General features: G+C 68.7%; 15 protein-coding genes. 8 read left to right on the forward strand and 7 right to left on the reverse strand.

The annotated features are described in order from the left end of the window. Positions 1-202: 202 nt before the first annotated feature. Positions 203-1192 (reverse strand): transcription initiation factor IIB, encoded by a 990-nt coding sequence (locus EI982_RS04240; RefSeq protein WP_157688296.1) that lies wholly within the window; start codon positions 1190-1192, stop codon positions 203-205. Between the two features lie 183 nt (positions 1193-1375). Between EI982_RS04240 and EI982_RS04245 the strand changes: the two genes are divergently transcribed. Beyond that, complete coding sequence (locus tag EI982_RS04245) at positions 1376-2452, forward strand: CobW family GTP-binding protein (RefSeq protein WP_157691058.1); 1077 nt, start codon at positions 1376-1378, stop codon at positions 2450-2452. Here the strand turns inward: EI982_RS04245 and EI982_RS18275 are convergent. The 4 genes from EI982_RS18275 to trpB form a co-directional block, all read right to left on the reverse strand. Continuing rightward, positions 2449-2607, reverse strand: a complete 159-nt coding sequence (locus EI982_RS18275) for a hypothetical protein (protein ID WP_199243728.1) — start codon at positions 2605-2607, stop codon at positions 2449-2451. The genes EI982_RS04245 and EI982_RS18275 overlap by 4 nt on opposite strands. A 44-nt stretch (positions 2608-2651) precedes the next feature. Then, positions 2652-3809: a glutathione-independent formaldehyde dehydrogenase gene (locus tag EI982_RS04250; RefSeq protein ID WP_157691059.1), complete on the reverse strand. Its 1158-nt coding sequence runs from the start codon at positions 3807-3809 to the stop codon at positions 2652-2654. 5 nt (positions 3810-3814) lie between these two features. Further along, positions 3815-4261, reverse strand: a complete 447-nt coding sequence (locus tag EI982_RS04255; RefSeq protein ID WP_157688297.1) for a GlcG/HbpS family heme-binding protein — start codon at positions 4259-4261, stop codon at positions 3815-3817. 385 nt (positions 4262-4646) lie between these two features. Next, positions 4647-5798 (reverse strand): tryptophan synthase subunit beta, encoded by a 1152-nt coding sequence (trpB, locus tag EI982_RS04260; RefSeq protein ID WP_157688298.1) that lies wholly within the window; start codon positions 5796-5798, stop codon positions 4647-4649. Positions 5799-5913: 115 nt separating this feature from the next. Here trpB and gatC point away from each other — a divergent pair, with 115 nt between their 5' ends. Both gatC and gatA read left to right on the forward strand, forming a co-directional pair. Beyond that, positions 5914-6192, forward strand: coding sequence for an Asp-tRNA(Asn)/Glu-tRNA(Gln) amidotransferase subunit GatC (gatC, locus tag EI982_RS04265; RefSeq protein WP_157688299.1), 279 nt, complete (start codon positions 5914-5916; stop codon positions 6190-6192). Continuing rightward, a complete protein-coding gene (gatA, locus tag EI982_RS04270) occupies positions 6189-7460 on the forward strand; it encodes an Asp-tRNA(Asn)/Glu-tRNA(Gln) amidotransferase subunit GatA (protein ID WP_157688300.1) in 1272 nt (423 codons plus the stop codon). The genes gatC and gatA overlap by 4 nt, the downstream gene beginning before the upstream one ends. A gap of 311 nt (positions 7461-7771) precedes the next feature. Here gatA and trkA read toward each other — a convergent pair whose 3' ends face one another. Then, a complete protein-coding gene (trkA, locus tag EI982_RS04275) occupies positions 7772-9109 on the reverse strand; it encodes a Trk system potassium transporter TrkA (protein WP_157688301.1) in 1338 nt (445 codons plus the stop codon). A gap of 147 nt (positions 9110-9256) precedes the next feature. After that, positions 9257-9796, reverse strand: coding sequence for a type II toxin-antitoxin system RatA family toxin (locus EI982_RS04280; protein ID WP_157688302.1), 540 nt, complete (start codon positions 9794-9796; stop codon positions 9257-9259). Positions 9797-9966: 170 nt separating this feature from the next. On the opposite strand from EI982_RS04280, the gene coaBC reads away from it, so the two are divergent. The 5 genes from coaBC to EI982_RS04305 all read left to right on the forward strand — a co-directional run bounded on the left by coaBC (position 9967) and on the right by EI982_RS04305 (position 13545). Next, positions 9967-11130 (forward strand): bifunctional phosphopantothenoylcysteine decarboxylase/phosphopantothenate--cysteine ligase CoaBC, encoded by a 1164-nt coding sequence (gene coaBC / locus EI982_RS04285; protein ID WP_157688303.1) that lies wholly within the window; start codon positions 9967-9969, stop codon positions 11128-11130. 129 nt (positions 11131-11259) lie between these two features. After that, positions 11260-12363, forward strand: a complete 1104-nt coding sequence (locus EI982_RS04290) for a monovalent cation/H+ antiporter subunit E (protein WP_157688304.1) — start codon at positions 11260-11262, stop codon at positions 12361-12363. A gap of 53 nt (positions 12364-12416) precedes the next feature. After that, positions 12417-12683 carry a monovalent cation/H+ antiporter complex subunit F gene (locus EI982_RS04295; protein ID WP_233255340.1) on the forward strand — a complete coding sequence of 89 codons (267 nt, stop codon included), beginning with the start codon at positions 12417-12419 and terminating at the stop codon, positions 12681-12683. Continuing rightward, on the forward strand, positions 12680-13012 hold the full coding sequence (gene mnhG, locus EI982_RS04300) for a monovalent cation/H(+) antiporter subunit G (protein WP_157688306.1): 333 nt from the start codon (positions 12680-12682) through the stop codon (positions 13010-13012). Before EI982_RS04295 ends, mnhG begins: the two co-directional genes overlap by 4 nt. Beyond that, entirely contained in the window at positions 13009-13545 is a 537-nt protein-coding gene (locus tag EI982_RS04305) for a DUF4040 domain-containing protein (protein WP_157688307.1), read from the forward strand. The genes mnhG and EI982_RS04305 overlap by 4 nt, the downstream gene beginning before the upstream one ends. Positions 13546-13615: the final 70 nt, after the last annotated feature.

A 13615-nucleotide genomic window follows, 5' to 3' on the forward strand; every position in this document is an offset into this window, starting at 1 on the left:
ACCGGATACCTTTTTTACAGGTGGGGTGGTACCGTTCCCCGGGAGCCCCTCCACCGTGAGTCACGTTTGCATCAAGGACGACCGTCTGCACCGAACCGTGCCCGTCGAGTCCACCGTCGGGACAATAGAGATCGATCTCTCGGGCGAGGAAAACACCGTCGTGCTGCCCGCCGAGGCGCCGGTGACGATCGAGTACCGGTAGCTACGGGACCTGGATCTGCTCTTCGGCTTCGAGCAGTTCGTGATACCGGTTGCGGATGGTGACCTCGCTGATGTTGGCCACCTCGCTGACCTCGCTCTGGGTCACCTTCTCGTTGGTGAGGAGGGCGGCGGCGTAGATGGCGGCGGCCGCGAGGCCGACCGGACTCTTGCCGCTGTGGACGCCCTGCTCCTTGGCGGTCTTCAGCAGATCGCGGGCGCGGCGCTCCGACTCGTCCGAGAGATCGAGTTCGGAGGCAAAGCGCGGGACGTACTGTTCGGGGTCGGCGGGCTGGATCTCGAGACCGAGTTCGCGGACGACGTAGCGGTACGTGCGGGCGATCTCGTCTTTCTCGACGCGGGAGACGGTGGCGATCTCGTCGAGGCTTCGTGGGGTGCCGGCCTGGCGCGCGGCGGCGTACAGCGCGCTGGTGGCGACGCCCTCGATCGATCGGCCGGGTAGGAGGTCGTCGGCGAGCGCGCGGCGGTAGATGACGCTCGCGGTCTCGCGGACGTTCTCGGGCAGGCCGAGCGCCGAGGCCATGCGATCGATCTCGCCGAGGGCCTGTTTGAGGTTGCGCTCCTTCGAGTCACGGGTGCGGAACCGCTCGTTCCAGGTTCGCAGGCGCTGCATCTTCTCGCGCTGGCGCGACGAGAGGGTCTTGCCGTAGGCGTCCTTGTCCTGCCAGCCGATGTTCGTCGACAGCCCCTTGTCGTGCATCATCTGGGTCGTCGGGGCACCCACGCGGGACTTCTGGTCTTTCTCCTTGGAGTCGAAGGCGCGCCACTCGGGGCCGTGGTCGATCTCGTCCTCCTCGACGACGAGCCCACAGTCGGCACACACGGTCTCGCCGTGTTCGGTGTCGGTGGCGAGTTGCCCGCCACACTCCGGACAGCGCAACTGCTCGCTGTCCCCGTCGGTACTTTCCGTCTCGTCCTCGCTTTCGCGCGCGCGTGCGCGCTCGGTCGTGTAGCCGCGTACGCTATCGGTCATTGGTTGGTATCGGTGAGCAAAACGGCTCTATACAGAAGATAGTCGTCCGAAGATATTTAAATCTGGCGGAATGGGAGAACGGGACGACGACGTCCGGATGTCCCCGTCCGATCGCGTGACACGGGATTGATCCGTCCGCGGAACGTGCCCGGAGACGTGACTCACACTCCCGACGAGATCCCGATGACGGTCATCAGCGGTCCGCTCGGCGCGGGGAAGACGACACTGGTCAACAACCTGCTGAACGACCCCGGCGACCGACGGATCGCCGTCGTCGTCAACGACATGGGCGAGGTGAACGTCGACGCCGAACTGCTGGACGACACGGCCGAGGACGGAATCGTCGACCTCTCGAACGGCTGTATCTGCTGTCGACTGCAGGACGACCTTGTGACTGCGGTGACCCGTCTCGCCGACGAACGCGACTTCGACTACCTCGTCGTCGAGGCCTCGGGGATCAGCGAACCGATCCCCATCGCGCGGACGCTGACCGAGGGGACCGACGGCGGCAGCCTCCCCGACCGGTTCCGCCTCGATACGACCGTCTCGGTGATCGACGCCTACGGGTTCTGGAAGGCCTTCGACCCAGCGGCCTCGCTCCCGGACGGCGCGCCTACCCCCGAGCGACCGCTGACGGAGGTCCTCGTCGATCAGATCGAGTTCTGTGACGTCCTCCTGTTGAACAAGTGTGACACGGTCCCGGACGACGAACTCGACGCCGTCGAGGCGTCGGTCCGGGAACTCCAACCCCGGGCGACGATCCACCGGACGACGTATTCGGAGATCGACCCGGCGGCGGTACTCGACACCGGGCGCTTCGACTTCGAGGCGGCCCGGCGCCGGCAGGGGTGGAAGCGGGCGCTCGCCGCGGCCGAGGGGAGTGACGGCCACGGCCACGACCACGACGACGGCGCGGCCGCCGCTCACGGCGTCGAGTCGTTCGTCTACCGCCGCGAACGGCCGTTCGACCCCGAACGTTTCGACGGCTGGCTGGACGAGTGGGTGGGCGACGTGGTCCGTCTGAAGGGGTTCGCGTGGGTGGCGAGTCGTCCGGGGACCGTCCTCGGCGTGAGCCAGGCCGGGCCGGCGGTCCAGGCCGGACCGATCGGCGAGTGGGGCGACGACGACCCCGCGACGCGACTCGTCGTCATCGGCCGTGACCTCGACGTCGACGCGATGACCGCGGCGCTCGACGGGTGCCTGTCGAACGAGTCGGACGGGGTCGTGGCCGCGGACGACCCCTTCCCGCGGGAGTCCTAGGCGCCGAGGCCGACGTCCTCGCGGAGGTCGTCCCACGCTTCGTGGAAGCCGTAGGTCGACTCGGACTCGGCCTGCATCGCCGTCCGGTAGGTCTCGTCGTACGAGAGCAGTTGCGTCCAGCCGTCGTGGAGTCGGTAGCTACAGTACTGGCACATATGATCGAAGAGTCGGAGCGTGGTAATAGGCGTGTCGCGTGTGCTTACGGCTCCAGCAGCACCTTCGTCACGCCCTCTTCCCGGTTGTCGAAGGCCTCGTACATCTCCGGGGCGTCCTCCAGGCCGACGCGGTGGGAGACGACCCAGCTGGGGTCGGCGCGACCGGCAATGATCATGTCGCGGAGTTCGCGGTTGTACTCCTTGACGTTACACTGGCCGGTACCGAGCGCCTGGCCCTTCTCGAAGAGGAGGCCGAAGTCGATCCCGAGTCGGCCCTGGGCCGCCATCTCGTCCGGCGCACCGGGGTCCTCCGGCACGTAGAGTCCCGGAATCCCGAGTTCGCCGGTCGGCTTTACCGTCCGGATCAGGTTGTTGATGACGACCGCGGGGTTCTCACGGGCCGGGTCGTAGGCGCCGTCGCCCTCCTTGTCGGGGTCGACGGCCTGGTAGCCGACGGCGTCGACGCCCTTGTCGACGCCACCACCGTGCAGGTCCTTGATCTGCTCGACGGGGTCGCCCTCCTCGAAGTTGATCGCCGTCGCGTCGCAGTGTTCCTCGGCGAGTTCGAGCCGGCTCGGCACGCGGTCGACGACGTAGATGTCGGCGGCTCCCTTGAGCTTCGCGCTGTACGCAGCCATCAGGCCGACCGGACCGGCGCCGTAGATGGCGACCGAGTCGCCGGCTTCGAGGTTGGCGAGTTCGGTGCCGTGCCACCCCGTCGGGAAGATGTCCGCGAGGAGCGCAAAGGAGTCCTCGTGGGCGTCGCCCTCGGGGAGCTTCAGCGCGTTGAAGTCGGCGTAGGGGATGCGAAGCTTCTCCGCCTGTCCGCCCTTGTACGGACCCATAGCGACGTAGCCGTACGCGCCGCCGGCGAAGCCGGGGTTGACGTTCGTACAGAACCCGGTGAAGCCCTCTTCGCAGTTCTCACAGTGTCCACACGCCACGTTGAACGGGGCGACGACGCGGTCGCCCACCTCGAGGCTCGACACCGCGTCGCCGGTCTCGGTGACGATGCCCATGTTCTCGTGACCGAAGACGATGCCCGGTTCCGCGGCCGTCCGCCCCTCGTACATGTGGAGGTCGGAGCCACAGATACACGTCGTCGTGATGTCGATGACGACGTCGTTGGGGTGTTCGATCCCCGGCTCGTCGACTTCCTCGACCGCGACCTCGTGGGGGCCCTTGTAGACGACGGCGTTCATCGACATCAGTCGCTCGCCTCCACGTGTGCGTCACCGCGGATCGACTCCCACTGATCGACGCCCGCCTCCGCGACTTCCATGTCCTGTTCGACGGCGCCGCCGGAGACGCCGAAGGCGCCGACGACGTTCCCCTCGTCGTCGAAGAGCGGATAGCCCCCGCCGAAGATGACCATCCGCCCCTCGTCGGTCGACTGGAGCCCGTACAGCGAGTTGCCGGGCTCGGACGGCTCCGCGAGTTCGTGTGTCGGCATGTCGAGCGCCGCCGAGGTGTAGGCCTTGTTTCGCGAGATGGAGACCGACGCGAGCCACGCGCCGTCCATCCGGCGCTGTGCGACGAGGTTCCCCTCGCTGTTCGTCACCGCGATGACCATCGGGTTGTCGATCTCCTCGGCCTTCCGCTCCGCCGCGTCGATCAACTCCTTTGCAGTGTCGAGAGTGATGGATTGAACCATTACGGATTGAGTCTCGCTCCCGACGATGATAAACATTCGCCTTTACGCAATCAGGATAACAATTAAATGGGTGAAATAGTGTAAAGTCATCTCGAATGGCCATAGATCCCATTAGAAGGCGCAAAAACGGGGAATAGACGAATATCGGCACTCGTATCGTGAGACTATTTCCGAACACCGGTGTAATCGGAGTAAACGAAACGCCTTACAAATTGTCCGTCAGCGCGATCGGAGATAACGACGCTAGCGCGCGGTTTTTTGGGAAGCCTAAATAAATCCTCTCTTCGTTCACCGATGGGGATCGCGGTAGGACCCGCCGAGCACGTCGCCGGGGCTCGGCTACGGGACGTGTCGGACCGGGAGGGGAGCGGCGACGGTCGCCGGGTTAGAGGTCGAAGTGTTCGGCGGCCGTCTCCATGTCCTTGTCGCCGCGCCCCGAGAGGTTCACGAGGATGCTGTCGTGTTCGCCGCGTTCGGCGAGTTCGATGGCCAGCGCCACGCCGTGACTCGATTCGAGGGCGGGGATGATCCCCTCCGTTTCGGAGAGTTCGCGGAAGGCCGCGAGCGCCTCGTCGTCGGTGACGGCGGTGTACTCGGCGCGCCCGGCGGCCCGGAACATGGCGTGTTCGGGGCCGACGCCCGGGTAGTCGAGGCCGGCGGAGACCGAGTGGACCTCGGTGCCGTCGTCGATGACGCGCGTCTTCATCCCGTGGATGACCTCGTCCTCGCCCTCGGCGAGAGGGGCGGCGTGGCGGCCGGAGCCCTGGCCCTCGCCGCCGCCCTCCGCGCCGTAGAAGGCGACGTCGTCGTCGCGGAGGGGATGGAAGAGGCCGATAGCGTTGGATCCGCCGCCGACGCAGGCGACCGCCACGTCGGGCAGGGAGCCGGTGCGGTCGAGGATCTGTTCGCGGGCCTCCTCGCCGATGACCGACTGGAAGTCCCGGACCATCCGCGGGAACGGATCGGGACCGACGACGCTCCCCACGAGATAGTGGGTGTCCTCGACGTTCGCGGCCATGTCCTCCAGCGCGGCGTCGACGGCGTCGGCGAGGCCCGCCCCGCCGCGGGTCACCTCGTTGACCGTCGCCCCCATCAGCCGCATCCGGAAGACGTTCATCTTCTGGCGCTCGACGTCCTTTTTCCCCATGTAGATCTCGGTATCCAGATCGAGGAGGGCACCGGCCATCGCCGTCGCCGTCCCGTGTTGGCCGGCCCCCGTCTCGGCGATGAGGCGGTCCTTGCCCGCCCGCTTCGCGAGCAACGCCTGGCCGAGGGTGTTGTTGATCTTGTGGGCGCCGCCGTGGAGCAGGTCCTCCCGCTTGAGGTAGATGTCGGCGCCGTACCGCTCGCTGAGGTTGCGGGCGTAGTACAGCGGCGTGGGCCGCCCGGCGAACGTCTCCAGGAGGTCCCGGAGGTCCGCCTGGAACGACTCCGTACCCGCCACCTCGTCGTAGGCGTTCGCGAGGTGTTCGAGGGGCTCTTCGAGCATGTCGGGGACGTGACGACCGCCGTAGCCGTCGAAGGTTCCGTCGGCCATGGGCGTCGGATGCTCGCTCGGGGCACATAAACGCTACTGGCCGACGGTCGCCGCTGGGCCGCCGCTCGACCGGTGGACCGAAACCCTTAGTGCCGGCCCGGAAGTGGCCACACACATGAGCGAGACGCCCGTCGATCCCGACGAGGTCCGCCACACCGCGGATCTGGCCCGGATCGACCTGGACGAGGACGAGGTGGAGCGGTTCACCGAGCAGTTCTCCGACGTTCTCTCCTACTTCGATACCCTCGACGACGTGCCGGAGGTCGACGCCGAGGCCGACCTGGTGAACGTCATGCGCGCCGACGAGGTGCGTGACGGGCTCTCACAGGAGGAGGCCCTGGGGAACGCCCCCGAGACCGAGGACGGCTACTTCAAGGGGCCGAGCGTCTCATGAGCGTCGACGCCTTCATCACCGAGACGACGGTCGAGGGCGACGACGACGGACCGCTCGCCGACCGGACCGTAGCGATCAAGGACAACATCTCGACGGCGGGCGTGCGGACCACCTGCGGCTCCGAGATGCTCGCCGACTACGTTCCCCCCTACGACGCGACGGTCGTCGAACGGCTCAAGGGCGCCGGCGCGACGCTCGTCGGCAAGACCAACATGGACGAGTTCGGGATGGGGACGACGACCGAGACGTCGGCGTTCGGGCCGACGCGCAACCCGGTCGACGAGTCCCGGGTCCCCGGGGGGTCCTCGGGCGGCAGCGCCGCGGCCGTCGCCGCCGGCGAGGCCGACGTCGCCCTCGGAAGCGACACCGGCGGCTCCGTCCGCTGTCCGGCGGCGTTCTGTGGCGTCGTCGGCATCAAGCCCACCTACGGGCTGGTCTCCCGGTACGGGCTGGTGGCCTACGCCAACTCCCTGGAACAGATCGGCCCGCTGGCCCCGACCGTCGAGGAGGCCGCCGAGGTCCTCGAGGTGATCGCCGGTCCCGACGACCGCGACGCGACGACCCGCGCGGCGGGCGCCGACGCCGACTACGCGAGCGCCGCCGACGGCGACGTCGAGGGGCTCTCGGTCGGCGTCCCGACCGAGTTGATCGAGGGGGCCGACGAGCGGGTCGTCGAGCGGTTCGAGGCGACGCTCGACGACCTGAAAGCACAGGGCGCGGAGACCCACGAGGTGAGCCTCCCCTCCGTCGAGCACGCGGTCCAGGCCTACTACGTGATCGCCATGTCCGAGGCGTCCTCGAACCTCGCGCGGTTCGACGGCGTGCGCTACGGTCCGGAGACCGACGCCGAGGGCAACTGGAACGAGACCTTCGCCCGCGTCCGCGAGGAGGGCTTCGGCGACGAGGTGAAACGCCGCATCCTCCTCGGCACGTACGCCCTGTCGGCCGGCTACCACGACAAGTACTACGCGAAGGCACAGGACGCCCGCGCGTGGCTCAAGCAGGACTTCGACGAGGCGCTGGCCGAGGCGGACGTGCTCGCGTCGCCGACGATGCCCGTCCTCCCCTTCGAACTCGGCGAGAGCCTCGACGATCCGCTCCAAATGTACCTCGCGGACGCCAACACGGTGCCGGTGAACCTGGCGAACCTCCCGGCCATCTCCGTGCCCGCGGGACGGGCCGACGGCCTCCCCGTCGGCTTCCAGTTGATCGGCCCGGCCTTCGGCGAGCGCGACATCGTCCGGGCGGCGAGCGCCGTCGAGAACTGAACCATCCGGTCCGCAGTCCGGCTAGTTATCGATCGTGGTAGGAGTACTGGGGAGTGTCACACGCGACGGGCGTCCCGATCCGACGACGACGCGTTCCCCCCGGAGCCGCGCCGTGTCGGCGTCGACGAACGTCAACGCCGTAACCGTGATCGGGAAGCCCACCAGAACCCGCGTCCCGTGACGGTATAACGTTACGCCCCGAGTTCTCAATGCTGATATCGGGGGGCGGCGGCCGGAACCGACGGGTGCTCAGTTCGCGTCGAGGCTCGCCCCACCCGCCCGCGCTATCCGACCATCGTGGCCCCCGGCCGTCACAGCTCCGGGGTCACTTCGTCCGCGACGCAGGCGTCGAGGAAGGCGACGACGTGATCCACCGGCTGGATCACCGTGTCCCCGCGCGGGGTGATGAGGTTCCCATCACGAGTGATAGCGCCGATGACGACGCCCTCGGGGAGGTCGGCGACCGACTCGTGGATCGGCCGACCGGCGAGGACGCTCGCGTCGTCCACCTCGACTTCCACCACCTCGGCTCGGTCGCTCTCGATGATGGCGACGTTCTCCGCGCCGCCGTCGCGGGTGAATCGAGTGATCTCCTCGGCCACCACCTCGCGGGGGTTGATCCCCACGTCGACGCCCACGGTCTCGAACAGTTCGACGTACGCCGGGGTGTCGATGACCGCGACGGTCCGCTCGACGCCGAGGCGGCGCGCCAGCAGCGACACCAGCAGGTTCTTCTCGTCGGAGTCGAGCGCCGCGACCATGAAGTCGGCGTCGCCGACGTGTTCGCGCTCCAGGAAGTCGATGTCCGTGGCATCGCTCTCCATCACCACGGTGTTCGGGAGGTCCTCCGCGAGTTGCCGGGCGCGTTCGGTGTCCCGTTCGATCAGCCGCGGCTTGAACCCCCGCTCGCCGAGCAGTCGGGCGACGTGATAGCCGATCTCGCTCCCGCCGACGATGACGACCTCCTCCGCGGTCCCGGGGCGCTCGTTCGGCGCGATGGTGGTCGCGAACCCCCGAACCGACTCGGGACTCCCGATCACGACCACGCGGTCACCTTCGCCGAGGTTCGTGTCCCCGCGCGCGATCTCCACCTCGTCGTCCCGGAGGACGGCGGCGAAGGTGAGGCTCTCGAAGCGGTCGGCCTCGGCGATCGACTGGTCGGTTACCGGACTGCCAGCGGGGATCTCGAACTCCGCCATCTGGACGTGTCCGTCGGCGAAGGAGTCCACGTCGCGGGCGGCCGGGATGCCGACCACCCGGACGATGGACTCCGCCGCGAGCAGGTTCGTACAGACCATGAAGTCGACGCCGAACGCTCCCTGTGAGCGCTCCCAGGTCCGCAGGTACTCCGTGTTCTTGACGCGGGCGACGGTGAAGGAGTCGCTCACCGCGCGCGCCGTCGAACAGATGACGATGTTCGTCTCGTCGTTGTCGGTGCTGGCGATGACCATGTCGGCCTCGTCGATGTCGGCCTCCTCCAGCGTCGACAGCGCGGTGCCGTCACCCTGAACGGTCAACACGTCGAGCGAGTACGCCAGATCCTCGGTCCGGTCGCCGTCGCGGTCCACGACGACGATGTCGTGTGCGTTCGCGAGGTCGGCTGCGATGCTCGATCCGACCTGTCCGGCGCCGACGACGATTATGTGCACGCTTCGACGCTCCCGAGTGACATACCGTCCCCTCCACGGGCCCGCGGCTTCATGATTTCGCTTCTCGTACGGATTGTTGTAACTGTGTTCCGGTGGGTCGCCAGGACAGTCCGGCGACCTACCGGTACTGACTCACAATAAACAGTCTCAGCGCTCACCCGGCGCCTCGTGGACGACGAGTTCGGCGTCGCGCCGCCGCCCTTCCACGTCGGCGACGATCCGTTCGACCACGCGTTCGGCCTCCGCGACGAGCACCGGTTTCACCTTCTCGACGACCCAGTCGAGGGAGACGAACCGCGGCAGATCCAGCATCTCTCCGCCGACGGAGCCGGGATCGAACTCGACTTCGAGGTGGACGCGACACGCCGGTCCCGTCGCGTCCGGCACCGTCTCGGGGACGTCGTCGAGGGGATCGACCCGCCACCGCCCCTTGGCGTCGAGGTCCTCGGTCACCCGCCAGTCCAGCCGGGTCGGCGGCTCGGCATCGCTCACCTCGGTGTGGGCGGTGTAGGAGAGCTTCCACCACGAGAACCGCAGCCGATACCGGGTGCCCGGCGAGCCGTCGCCGTCGGCCTCCACCTCGGTCAGATACTCCGAATACCTGGCGTATCGCGGGAAGTCGACGAGGAAGTCGTACACCTCCTCGGTCGACAGGCAGACGACCGTACTGACGTGGATACGGTCCACGTGGGATCCACGGACCGTGGCGTGGTAATACTGCCGGCTGTCCCAACCGGCCTCCCACGGTGGTGGATCTCGCGAGCGACGGCCGGCGGTGGGAGCGTCGCTCGGGTCGGGGGCCGCCACGCGCCCCCCGGCGCCGACCCTTAAGACCCTCGCCACGAAAGTGCGGACGAATGCTCGAGGGAACGCACGTCGCGCTCGGGGTGACGGGTAGCATCGCGGCGGTGAAGACGGTGGAACTCGCCCACGAACTCCGTCGCCACGGCGCGCGCGTCAGAGCCGTGACGACCGACGCCGCCCGTGGGATCGTCCACCCGTGGGCACTCCAGTTCGCCACCGACGCCCGGCCGGTGACGGAACTGACGGGCGCGGTCGAACACGTCGAGCTCTGTGGGCGCGAGGGGTGGGCGGACGTCCTGTTGATCGCCCCGGCCACCGCGAACACCGTCGGCAAGGTGGCCGCGGCCGTCGACGACACGCCCGTGACGACGTGTGCGACGACGGCCCTCGGCGCGGACGTGCCGGTCGTCGTCGCGCCCGCGATGCACGAACCGATGTACGACCATCCGGGGGTCCTCGACGCCATCGACCGCGTCGAGTCCTGGGGCGTCGACTTCGTCGACCCGCGGATCGAGGAGGGGAAGGCCAAGATCGCGAGCGAGGACGCCATCGTCACCGCCGTCGCGCGGGCGACGACCCCCGATCCGCTCGCCGGCCGGCACGTCGTCGTCACGAGCGGCGCGACCACGGAGTCGGTCGACCCCATCCGGACGCTCTCGAACCGCGCCTCCGGGCGCACCGGGCGGGCGGTCGCCCGCGCCTGTCACGTCCGCGGTGCCGACGTGACGCTCGTCCACGACGGCCCGGCCGTCCACTACGCCGACGTGCGCGCCGTCGAGAGCGCGGCGGAGATGATCGACGCCGTATCGGCGGCGGTCGCGGGCGACGACCCGGCCGACGCCCTCGTCTCGGCCGCCGCCATCTCCGATTTCACGGTCGAGCGCGCCGGCGAGAAGATCCGCTCGGGCGAGCCGATCACCCTCGAACTGGAACCGACGCCGAAGCTCCTCGACGCCGTGCGTGCCGACCACCCCGGCCTCGCGATGGTCGGGTTCAAGGCGGAGACCGGCGGCGACGACGAGGCGATGATCGAGCGGGCTCGACGCCTCCGGGACCGTGTCGACCTGGCGTTCGTCGTCGCCAACGACGCGTCGGTGATGGGGGGTGACGACACCCGGGCGCTGGTGGTCGACGCGGACGACGTGGATCGGTTCCGGGGCTCGAAGGGCGGCCTGGGCCGGCGGGTCGCCGACCGTCTCGCGACGATCCTCGACTGACGGATCGACGGCCGCGTAGGGACGCTCGCCGGCCGTATAGCAATAGTTATGAAAGCGGAACCGAACGCTACACGATGATACGAATGCACGGGAGAGCCACCGCTCGGGTCGCCGGAGGTCGACCGCCCGATGGCGGGTGAAGGCGGACGCGACGTACTCGTCCCGGTCGGTGACTCGGAGACGTTGCGGCGGACGGTGACGTACGCGGTCGAACGAGCTTACGCGTCGATCACCGAAGACGCGGACGAGGGCGAGGTGACGGTCGACACCGTGGGGACGCCGCTCACGCTCCACTTCGTCTACCCCGCGCGCTGGCGCACCGTCGAGGCCGACCCGGCGGACGTCGAGTCCGCGCGGACGCTGCTGGACCGGGTCGTCGCCTGGGCACGGGAGGACCTCGACGGGTTGACCGCCGAGGACGCCCCCGAGACCGTCGTCTTCGAGTCGTCCATCGTCGGGACGAACGAGTACGTCTTCAGCCCCGGCGACTTCGCCGACGTCATCGCGGGCTACGCCGCGGCGAACGACGTCCAGCGGGTCGTCGTCGATCCGTCCTTTCGTCCCGGCGGGAGCGCTCCGATCCTGCGCTCCTTCGAGGCGGAACTCGCGGACCGGGGCTTCGACGTACTGGAGGCGCCGGTCACCCGCCGGACGCGGCGGAGCCTCCCCTTTACCGCCATCGGCCTCCCCGAGTTCTTCGTGGTCTTCTCCGCGTCCTTCCTGTTTTACCTGGCGCTCGGCGGGTGGCACGTCACCGACCCGTACGAACTGATCACGGGCGTCGCCACGGCCGGGGTGGTGGCGGTCACCCTCGCTAGCGTGGCACTCAAAGGCGAGGTGCCGAACCTGCGGTTCGTCGCCGCCACGCTCGCCCGGCTGGCGGCGTACACGCCGATCCTGCTCTGGGAGATCGCGAAGGCGAACGTCGCGCTCGCGTACGTGGTGTTGCATCCGCGTCTCCCCATCGACCCGCGGATGGTCGAGTTCGACGCCGCGGTCTGGGGCGACATGCCCGTCACCACGCTCGCCAACTCGATCACGCTGACACCGGGGACGCTGACGGTCGACGTGAGCCGCCAGCACTTCCTCGTCCACGCGCTGATCCCCGACGCGGAGACGGACCTCCTCGACGGGAAACTCGAACGACTCGTCCGCTTCGTCTTCTACGGCCGCGAGTCGGCACGCATCGCCTCGCCGCGCGAACGGCTCGACGACCGGGAGGGTGAGTCGTGACGCCGTTCCTCCTCGCGGCCGCCGGCGGCCCCGACGTCACCGTCTCCGCGACGTTGTCGTCGATCCTCCTCGCCGCGGCCGCGGCCTTCACGCTGTTCGCGGTGGTCCTCCTCTACCGGGTCGTCCGCGGCCCGACCACGCAGGACCGCATCGTCGCCATCAACGTCGTCGGGACGAACACCGTCATCGTCATCGCGCTGGTGAGCGTCGCCCTCGGCGAGTACGGCTACCTCGACGTGGCTCTGGTGTACGGCCTGCTCAACTTCGTCATGAGCATCGCCGTCTCGAAGATCACCGTCGAGTGGGGTGGTGTCCTGTGACGCCGATCGAGATCCTGGCGGCGGTTTTCGTCCTCGTCGGGACCTTCTTCGGCTTCGTCGCCACCGTCGGCCTCGTCCGCCTGCCCGGCCTCTACGCCCGCCTGCACGCGGCGTCGAAAAGCGACACCCTCGGCTCGGTCCTGTCGCTTGCCGGTATCGCCATCGTCCTCGGTGTGAGCACCGAGTCGCTGAAACTCGTCTTCCTGTTGCTCTTCCTGTTCGTGACGAGCCCGACGGCCGCCCACGCCATCGCCCGCGCCGCCAAGGAGGAGGGGATCGAACCGACCGGCGAGGACGCCCGGATCGGCGACGAGGGAGGTGAGTCGTGAGCCTCTCCGTCCCCGTCGCGGTCGTCCTCCTGTTCATGCTGGGGAGCGCGCTCGCGGCCGCCGTCATCCGCGACGTGGTCGGCAGCATCGTCGCCTTCGCCGGCTACAGCTTCGGCGTCGCCGTCCTCTGGGCGTTCCTCCGGGCCCCCGACGTCGCGCTCACGGAGGCGGCCGTCGGCGCCGGGATCACGACGGTCCTCTTCTTGCTCACCATCGCCCGGACGACGGTCACCCGCTCCGAGCGGTTCGAGGGGATCGGCCTCCGCTCCGGGCTGGCGGTCGTCGCCGTCGTCGTCACGGTCGGCGCGACGGTGCCGGCGCTCCCCGCGGTCGGCGATCCGTCGGCCCCGGTCCTCGCCGGCGAGGTGAGCCAGCACTACCTCTCCAACGCCTACGACGACACCGGCGTGACGAACGTCGTCACGGCCGTCCTCGTCGGCTACCGTGGCTTCGACACCCTCGGCGAGGTGGCCGTCGTCTTCGCCGCCGGCATCGCCATGTTGCTCGTCCTCCGACGGGAGGCGTTCGTATGAGCGACCGTGATCCGACCCCCGACCCGGCGGCCGACTCCGAACGCGCCGGCGACGACGACCGGCCCGACGC

Origin of the sequence: Haloplanus salinarum, assembly GCF_009762275.1 — an archaeon.
Lineage (GTDB): Archaea > Halobacteriota > Halobacteria > Halobacteriales > Haloferacaceae > Haloplanus > Haloplanus salinarum.

Excerpts from the sequence above, each read along its gene's own strand:
- EI982_RS04245 (WP_157691058.1), top strand. The coding sequence starts at position 1,376 with ATGACGGTCATCAGCGGTCCGCTCGGCGCGGGGAAGACGACACTGGTC.
- EI982_RS04250 (WP_157691059.1), bottom strand. The coding sequence starts at position 3,809 with ATGAACGCCGTCGTCTACAAGGGCCCCCACGAGGTCGCGGTCGAGGAA.
- EI982_RS04240 (WP_157688296.1), bottom strand. The coding sequence starts at position 1,192 with ATGACCGATAGCGTACGCGGCTACACGACCGAGCGCGCACGCGCGCGC.
- EI982_RS04255 (WP_157688297.1), bottom strand. The coding sequence starts at position 4,261 with ATGGTTCAATCCATCACTCTCGACACTGCAAAGGAGTTGATCGACGCG.
- trpB (WP_157688298.1), bottom strand. The coding sequence starts at position 5,798 with ATGGCCGACGGAACCTTCGACGGCTACGGCGGTCGTCACGTCCCCGAC.
- EI982_RS04290 (WP_157688304.1), top strand. The coding sequence starts at position 11,260 with ATGGCGGGTGAAGGCGGACGCGACGTACTCGTCCCGGTCGGTGACTCG.
- coaBC (WP_157688303.1), top strand. The coding sequence starts at position 9,967 with ATGCTCGAGGGAACGCACGTCGCGCTCGGGGTGACGGGTAGCATCGCG.
- EI982_RS18275 (WP_199243728.1), bottom strand. The coding sequence starts at position 2,607 with ATGTGCCAGTACTGTAGCTACCGACTCCACGACGGCTGGACGCAACTG.
- gatA (WP_157688300.1), top strand. The coding sequence starts at position 6,189 with ATGAGCGTCGACGCCTTCATCACCGAGACGACGGTCGAGGGCGACGAC.
- gatC (WP_157688299.1), top strand. The coding sequence starts at position 5,914 with ATGAGCGAGACGCCCGTCGATCCCGACGAGGTCCGCCACACCGCGGAT.